The sequence below is a fragment of the Bradyrhizobium sp. USDA3010 genome, from assembly GCF_056429065.1.
This window is the reverse complement of sequence record NZ_JBWJZD010000001.1, coordinates 177,995-185,000: the sequence shown is the minus strand read 5'-3', so window position 1 is coordinate 185,000 and position 7,006 is coordinate 177,995. Positions and strand designations below refer to the sequence as shown.

8 protein-coding genes (1 of these 8 only partly in view) are annotated in these 7,006 nt (G+C 63.9%); 3 read left to right on the top strand and 5 right to left on the bottom strand.

Translation table 11 applies throughout. From position 1 onward, the window contains the following. A protein-coding gene (locus AC066Y_RS00780) for a GFA family protein (RefSeq protein ID WP_478272236.1) crosses the window boundary here: on the bottom strand, positions 1-241 show its 5' end (the start). 308 nt of this gene lie to the left of the window's left edge; 241 of the gene's 549 nt are visible here — the first part of the coding sequence; it begins with the start codon at positions 239-241; its stop codon lies off the left edge, out of view. A 169-nt stretch (positions 242-410) separates the two neighbouring features. On the opposite strand from AC066Y_RS00780, the gene AC066Y_RS00775 reads away from it, so the two are divergent. Next, entirely contained in the window at positions 411-1,037 is a 627-nt protein-coding gene (locus tag AC066Y_RS00775; RefSeq protein ID WP_478272235.1) for a hypothetical protein, read from the top strand. Between the two features lie 216 nt (positions 1,038-1,253). Here the strand turns inward: AC066Y_RS00775 and AC066Y_RS00770 are convergent, their stop codons facing one another. Next, positions 1,254-2,342, bottom strand: coding sequence for a TRAP transporter substrate-binding protein (locus tag AC066Y_RS00770; protein ID WP_092123335.1), 1,089 nt, complete (start codon positions 2,340-2,342; stop codon positions 1,254-1,256). A gap of 297 nt (positions 2,343-2,639) precedes the next feature. Between AC066Y_RS00770 and AC066Y_RS00765 the strand changes: the two genes are divergently transcribed. Continuing rightward, entirely contained in the window at positions 2,640-2,897 is a 258-nt protein-coding gene (locus AC066Y_RS00765; RefSeq protein WP_478272234.1) for an NAD-dependent epimerase/dehydratase family protein, read from the top strand. A 15-nt stretch (positions 2,898-2,912) separates the two neighbouring features. Beyond that, positions 2,913-3,725, top strand: coding sequence for a Rossmann-fold NAD(P)-binding domain-containing protein (locus AC066Y_RS00760; protein ID WP_478272561.1), 813 nt, complete (start codon positions 2,913-2,915; stop codon positions 3,723-3,725). Positions 3,726-3,888: 163 nt separating this feature from the next. Here the strand turns inward: AC066Y_RS00760 and AC066Y_RS00755 are convergent, their stop codons facing one another. From AC066Y_RS00755 to AC066Y_RS00745, 3 genes are all read right to left on the bottom strand, one after another. Continuing rightward, positions 3,889-5,196 (bottom strand): NAD(P)H-dependent oxidoreductase, encoded by a 1,308-nt coding sequence (locus tag AC066Y_RS00755; protein ID WP_478272233.1) that lies wholly within the window; start codon positions 5,194-5,196, stop codon positions 3,889-3,891. A gap of 183 nt (positions 5,197-5,379) precedes the next feature. Beyond that, on the bottom strand, positions 5,380-6,180 hold the full coding sequence (locus AC066Y_RS00750) for a phytanoyl-CoA dioxygenase family protein (RefSeq protein ID WP_176533757.1): 801 nt from the start codon (positions 6,178-6,180) through the stop codon (positions 5,380-5,382). 55 nt (positions 6,181-6,235) lie between these two features. Then, positions 6,236-6,910 (bottom strand): GntR family transcriptional regulator, encoded by a 675-nt coding sequence (locus tag AC066Y_RS00745; RefSeq protein WP_478272232.1) that lies wholly within the window; start codon positions 6,908-6,910, stop codon positions 6,236-6,238. Between the last annotated feature and the right edge of the window lie 96 nt (positions 6,911-7,006).

Below are 7,006 nucleotides of genomic sequence, written 5' to 3'. Positions count from 1 at the left end.
AGCAATCGCACGTCGTCAGCTCGCCGATGTCCGCGTCGATCCGGAACGTCACCGCTCCACAGTGGCAGGATCCCCGATAGCAGGTCATGGCGTTGTCCTCGCGCCTGGCCCGCAATGTCTGCGAGCCGCGCAGCGTGGTGCAACGATCGAATTGCACGCCGGACAATGTTTCCGCCGGATAGGCTTGCGTACATCTGTGGCTGGGAGTTGGCCGCTTCATCCGTGCACGTTTCTTGTTCACCGCCGCTCGGGCGTGAACGCCGCGATCAACAACCCTTGAACAGTTTGTGATCATTCGGCCACGATTGCTCATCATGCTCTACGACCAAAGTTCATAGGCCATTCATTTCGATTTCCGTACCTCTTGCACCCAAGAAGCTCGGCAACCCCGCCCCAATGAGGAGACTTCCATGCGTGAGATCGTCCGTCCCGTAACTGCTGCGTTGAGCGTCGCATGTCTTGCGATCGCAATGACCGCGGCGTCGAACAGCGGCGCATTCGCGCAGGCCAAGCAGCAGCAGATGGCGCCGGCGGCAAAGCAGCCCGCGCCCGCCGCGCAGGCCGCAGCTCCAGCACAGGACCAGGCTCCCCCGATCAAGCAGATCGCACTCACCGACAAGCAGATCGACGGCGCGATCGCGGCCGCCAAGGAAATGGACCCGATCACCGCAAAACTGTCCCAGGATGCCAAGCCGGATCCGAAGATCGTTGCCCAGCTCGAGGCCATTGCCAAGAAGAACGGCTTCGCCAGCTATGACGACTACAACAGCGTCGTCGACAATATTTCGCTGGTGCTCGGCGGCTTCGATCCGCAGACCAAGAAGTATGTCGGTCCCGAGGCGGTGGTGAAGGCGCAGATCGCCCAGGTCCAGGCCGACAAGAAGATGTCGGCCAAGGACAAGAAGGACGCGCTTGCCGATCTCAACGAAGCCCTGAAGTCGCCGCCGCCCGCGGTCGAGAATAAGGGCAACATCGATCTCGTGACCAAGAGCTACGACAAGCTGATGGAAGAATTCGGCGGCAGCGACGACAACTGAGCGCAAGTCGAATCAGAGCCGATTCAAGAACAAAGCCCCGGAGAATTTCTCCGGGGCTTTTTCTTTTCTCCCTCTCCCCGCTCTTGCGGGGAAAGGGTTGGGGTGAGGGGCTGCTGCTCCGAAGCCGGTGAGAGGTCATCTGCGGAGACCTCCTCATCCGGATTGCACCTCCGATGCAATCCGACTTCTCCCCGCAGGCGGGGAGAAGTGGTGGAGTTATGTCCGCGTGCGCATCCGCATCATGAAGCTGTCGAACGACAGTTCGGCGACCTGCATCCAGGCCAGCGATTCGTTGCGATAGGCGGCGAGGCTCGCATACATCTTGCCGAAATGCGGATTGCTCTTGGCGAGATCGGCATAGATCTCGTTGGCCGCGTTGTAGCAGGCCTCCAGCACTTCCTGCGGGAACGGCCGCAGTTGTGCGCCGGCCACGATCAGGCGCTTCAGCGCCGGCGGATTGACCGCGTCATATTTTCCGGTGACCCAGGTGAAGGTGTCTTCGGACGCCGCCTGGATCGCGGCCTGATAATGCTTCGGCAGCGCGTTCCATTTGTCCTTGTTCAGCACGTTGTGGCCCTGTCCGGTGCCTTCCCACCAGCCGGGGTAGTAGTAGAATTTCGCGACCTTGACGAAGCCGAGCTTCTCATCGTCATACGGCCCGACCCACTCGGCGGCGTCGATGGTGCCTTTCTCCAGTGCCGGATAGATATCGCCGCCGGCGATCTGCTGCGGCACACCGCCGACCTTGGCGATGATGGTGCCGGCGAAGCCGCCGACGCGGAATTTCAGCCCCTGCAAATCCGCCATCGACTTGATCTCCTTCCGGAACCAGCCGCCCATCTGGGCGCCGGTCGAGCCGGTCGGAATGCCGACGCAGTTGTATTCCGCAAGCAGGTTGTTGATCAGTTCGCTGCCGCCGCCCCATTGCAGCCAGGAAATATGCTGGCGCGTGTTGAGGCCGAATGGCAGCGAGGTGCCGAAGGTGAAGGCGGGATTCTTGCCCCAGTAATAATACAGCGCGGTGTTGCCCATCTCGACCGTGCCGTTGGAGACGGCGTCCAGTACCTGCAGGCCTGGCACGATCTCGCCGGCGGCGAACGACTGGATCTGGAAACGGTTGTCGGTGATTTCGGCGACGCGCTTGCAGAAGAATTCACAGCCGCCATAGAGTGTATCGAGCGCCTTCGGCCAGCTCGCCGCGAGCCGCCACCTGACCTCCGGCATCGATTGCGCGACCGCGGGCGCAGCCACCGCCGTCGCAGCCAGCCCGACGCCGCCTGCCCTCAAGAAATCACGACGCTTCATGCGTATTCCTCCTGTGTGCCGATGCCTCGACAAGGGGAACGATCTTGGTGCCGTCTTTCTTCGCCGATCGATCGACGTTGCTGTGGTGATGTGTCCGGTGGCCCTCGACGGGCTCTTGTGTGTGGAAATCCGAGCTTTCGGTTCCTCCGGTCAGGATGATCGTTTGCCGGAGGAAATCAAGCGCCCGCCTTCGTTGCAGCTGCGAAGGAAAATCGGCGCTGTTGGTCTCATCCGATACCTGTCGGCCCTGCTGCGATCTGCTAGGCAGGACAGGTGAGTTGATGGGAGTTCAAGGACATGGCCAACAAGAAAGTCGTGGTCGCCGGCGCGACCGGCCTCGTGGGCAACGCCGCCTTGCGACACTTCGGCACATCCGGCGATTGCGAGCGCATTGCGCTGTCGCGCCGCAAGCCGCGCGATCTCTACGGCGCGCGGCATGTGCGGATCGACCTCACCAGCGCCGAGGATTGCCGCCGCGCCGCGGCCGAGCTCGCCGGCGCAACGCACCTGATCTATGCCGCGCTCTATGAAGCGCCGAGCCTGGTCGATGGCTAGCGCGATGCCGGGCAGATCGAAACCAATGACCGGATGCTGCGCAAGCTGATGGGCGTGCTTGAGCCCGTCGCGCCTGATCTCAAGCACGTCGCGCTGCTGCAGGGCACCAAGGCCTACGGCGTCCACGTCCGGCCGCTCACGGTGCCGGCGCGCGAGGGCCGCTCGGAAATGTACGAGCAGCCGAATTTCTATTGGGCGCAGGAGAATTTCCTGCGTGAGCTGCAACGCGGCAAGCGCTGGCACTGGAGCATCCTGCGTCCGGTGCTGATCATCGGCGAAGCCATGGGCGGCGCGATGGATTTGATCCCGCCACTCGGCGTCTATGCGGCAGTGCTGCGCGAGCAGGGACGGCCGCTCGATTATCCCGGCGGTGCGCCGCGTGTCGCGCAGGCGGTCGATGTCGATCTCTTGGCGCGCGCGATCGCCTGGTCGGGCGAGGCTGAGACCGCACGCAATGAAGCCTTCAACGTCACCAATGGCGACGTCTTCACCTGGGAAAATATCTGGCCCGCGGTATCAGATGCGCTCGAGATGGCGCCGGGCCGGCATGTGCCGCTGTCGCTGGCGAAGGAGTATCCGAAATGGATCCCGCTGTGGGACGAGCTGCGCAGGAAGCACGATCTGATCGCACCTCACCTGGAAGAGTTCGTCGGCCTGTCGTTTCAATATGCCGATTACAGCATGCGCTACGGACAGACTGAATCCGGTCCGCCCTCGATCGTGTCGACGGTGAAGATCAACCAGGCCGGCTTCACCGAGATGATGGATACCGAAGCGATGTTCCGCAAATGGTTCAAGCTGGCGAAGGCGAGGCGGTTGTTGCCGTAGTTATTGGAGCGGGCGCTCTTCTTCTCCCTCTCCCCGTTCTTGCGGGGAGAGGGTTGGGGTGAGGGGCTTCGGCGTTCTTGAGAGCGGCCGCCAAAGGCGTCCTTCACCTCTCCCCGCAAAGAGCGGGGAGAGGTGAAGGACGTTCGGGCAAACGGCAACGGCGCTACCGCGAAAACGCCTTCTCCATCGCCTTGCGCGTCTTGATGGTGTCGTTGCCCTCATCGACCTCGACGTCGCTCCAGCGCACGACAGCGCCATGGGCGATGTCGTTCTTCAGCTTGACGCGATGCGCGAGCCCGATCGGCAATGCGCCGGCGGCGAGGCTGGCGGCGGCGGGCATCAGCCTGCCCCACACCGTGTAGCCACCTTCGCCGTCGAGCATCTCGCCGGCGCGCAGATTGCGCTTCGCCACCGCCGCGACGTCGCCGCGGAAGCCGCGGGGCTGTCCGGTCGGTTCGTTGCGCAGCGCCGCCGACAGCACGGAAATATTCAGCTCGAGCCCGATCAGATGATACGGCTTGTACATCGCCGCATAGCGGCCGGACGCATCGGTCTTGAGGCCGTACTGCTTGAAGCAATCGGCGGCATAATCGTTCGGCGCCTCCAGCACCACATAGACGCCCCAGCGCAGATCACGAAACACCGGGCGGCCGTCGCGTTCCAGCGACGACACCACCTCGACGATGCCGGATTTCTCCAGCACGCCGCCCTTGTCGCGCGGCCGCATCACATGCGGCAGGTCGTCGACGCCGCAGGGCGGAAACAGCAAGCCCTCCGATGGCACGTCGAGCGTGCAGGCATTGGCGATCGCCGCCATCTCGATCGCGGATTTGGTGCCGTCGAGGAAGGAATTGAACATCTGCGGGTTCATGCCGGCGGATTGCGCCTCGCCTGATGTGAGCCCGTAATGCTGCCACACACCTTCCGGCGTCACGTCGTGATAGGCCGGCAGGTATTTCGTGCCCTTGCCGGCAGCGACGACGCGGAATCCCGTCGCGCGTGCCCAATCGACCATCTCTGCCGTCAGCGCCGGCTGGTCACCATAGGCGAGCGAATAGACCACGCCGGCCTTGCGCGCCTCCTCGGCGAGCAGCGGGCCGGCCAGCACATCGGCTTCGACATTGACCATCACGACATGCTTGCCGGCTGATATCGCCGCGCGGGCATGGCGGATGCCGACCGCGGGATTGCCGGTGGCTTCCACCACGACGTCGAACGCGCCGCCTGCGATCGCGCGCGCACCGTCGTCGGTAAAGGTCGTGGCGCCGATCCGCGCGTCGTCCCAGCCGACGGTGCGGCACGCCTCGCGCGCGCGGTCGCGGTCGAGATCGACGATCACCGGCACCTCGAGCCCCGGCGTGTGCGGCACCTGCGACAGGAACATCGAGCCGAACTTTCCGGCGCCGATCAGGACGACGCGGACCGGCTTGCCGGCGGCGGCGCGGGTTTTGAGGAGGTGATGCAGGTTCATATGTTGGTTACCAATGGTGCGGTCGCGCAGGGCGCGCGACTATTCAGAATTCGTCATTCCGGGGCGCGACGAAGTCGCGAGCCATGATGTGCAATTGCACATCTGAGAATCCATAACCACGATCGGGAGTATGGATTCCGGGCTCGACGCTTGTGCGCCGCCCCGGAATGACAGCTTTTGAGATTACTCCGCCGCCTGCCGTGGCGCACGCGCGAGCCGCAGCAGCGCGTCGTCGGCCACGGTCTGGATCGGCGTGAAGTCGCGGTGCGCGATGTAGTCCGGCCGCGTCGGGGTGCGGATGTAGTTCGAGACGGCGTTCAGCGTCAAATAGACGATCTTGCGCGGGTAGGGCGTGATGTTGCCGCTCGATCCGTGCACCAGATTGCCGTGGAACATCAGCATGCCGCCGGGCTTGCCGGTCGGCGCGACGATGCCGCCCTGCTTCACGAGCCGCGTCACCGTCTCTTCGTCCAGCGTCCACAGCGGGTAGGACGTGGTCTCCAGATCGTGCGACGCCTTCAGATCGCCCGCCGTCTGGCTCTGTGGCACCAGCATCAGCGGGCCGTTGATCGGCATCACCTCGTCGAGGAAGATCGCGATGTTCATCGCGCGCGGCTCCGGCATGCCGTCGTCACGTTTCCAGGTGCCGTAATCCTGGTGCCACTGCCAGACGTCGCCGGTGAAGGCGGCCTTCGCGTTGATCTTGAACTGATGCATGTAGACCTTCTCACCGAACAGCTGCTCGATGGGGTCGATCATGCGCGGGTGCGCGCCGAGGAGGCCGAACGCCTCGTTGTAGAGATGCGCGGCGAATGCCGTGCGCGGCGCGCCGCTCTTCTCGCGCCACACCTCGGGGCGGTTGGCGTCATAGATCGAGACCGCCTCGCGTGCGAGGAAATCGACCTCTTCCTGGCTGAACAGCTCGGGCAGGAACAGCCAGCCTTCGCGGTGGAAAAACTCGATCTGCTCCGGGGTCAGTTTCATGGTGCTTTCCTCCTTTGATTATTGGTTTTCGTTCTTGGCGCAGTAACAGTCCTGCTCACGCCGCGACGTCGATCGCCCTCAGCTTCTCTTCGGTCATCCGCCCCGCCGTCTGCGCATGGGCCAACGCCGCGGCCTCGGCGGCGGCGGCGTTGCCGGAGAAAATGTGCGCGGCAATGGTCTCGTGCTCGGTCCAGGCGCTGCCGCGGTAATCGAGCTCGGCGAGCACGGTCGCCATCGAGCGGCGCATATGCGGCCATTGCGGCGCGATCATTTCCTCGATCGCGGTATTGCCGGCCAGCCGATAGATCGCGCTGTGGAAGTCGACGTCGAGCGCGATCAGGCGCGCCAGCGGCGCGTCGTCGCCGATCGCGCGTCCGGCTTCGAGCGCGCCCTCGAGCTGCGCGCGTGCCGCGGAATCCTCTTTCACACGCATCGCGGCAAGCCGCGCCGCGAGCGCATCGATGGCGCCGCGCACTTCATAGAGCTCGCGGATGCGCTGCGGATCGAGCTGCGTCACCTCGAAGCCGCGCTTGCCGCTCTCCGCGACGAGGCCCTGGCGATGCAACAAATGCAGCGCGTGCGAGATCGGCTGGCGCGAAACGCCGAGCCGATCGGCAAGTTCGTTCTGGGTGATGCGCTGGCCGGGCAGCAGCGTGCGGTCGATGATCGCTTCGAGCAGCCGCCCATAGACCTGGTCGATGAGGTTCGGAAGCGGGTCCAATGGAATCATATGCCGACCGTCCAAATTGGAATACGGAATTCCGTGTTCGAAATGCAGGCTAGTGCGGGTTGCAGGAGCGGTCAAGGCGGGAGCACGCGGAAATGC

What these genes read in the sequence shown, in the direction of transcription:
- AC066Y_RS00765 (WP_478272234.1), top strand. Translation starts at nt 2,640, where the DNA reads ATGGCCAACAAGAAAGTCGTGGTCGCCGGCGCGACCGGCCTCGTGGGC.
- AC066Y_RS00750 (WP_176533757.1), bottom strand. Translation starts at nt 6,180, where the DNA reads ATGAAACTGACCCCGGAGCAGATCGAGTTTTTCCACCGCGAAGGCTGG.
- AC066Y_RS00745 (WP_478272232.1), bottom strand. Translation starts at nt 6,910, where the DNA reads ATGATTCCATTGGACCCGCTTCCGAACCTCATCGACCAGGTCTATGGG.
- AC066Y_RS00775 (WP_478272235.1), top strand. Translation starts at nt 411, where the DNA reads ATGCGTGAGATCGTCCGTCCCGTAACTGCTGCGTTGAGCGTCGCATGT.
- AC066Y_RS00755 (WP_478272233.1), bottom strand. Translation starts at nt 5,196, where the DNA reads ATGAACCTGCATCACCTCCTCAAAACCCGCGCCGCCGCCGGCAAGCCG.
- AC066Y_RS00770 (WP_092123335.1), bottom strand. Translation starts at nt 2,342, where the DNA reads ATGAAGCGTCGTGATTTCTTGAGGGCAGGCGGCGTCGGGCTGGCTGCG.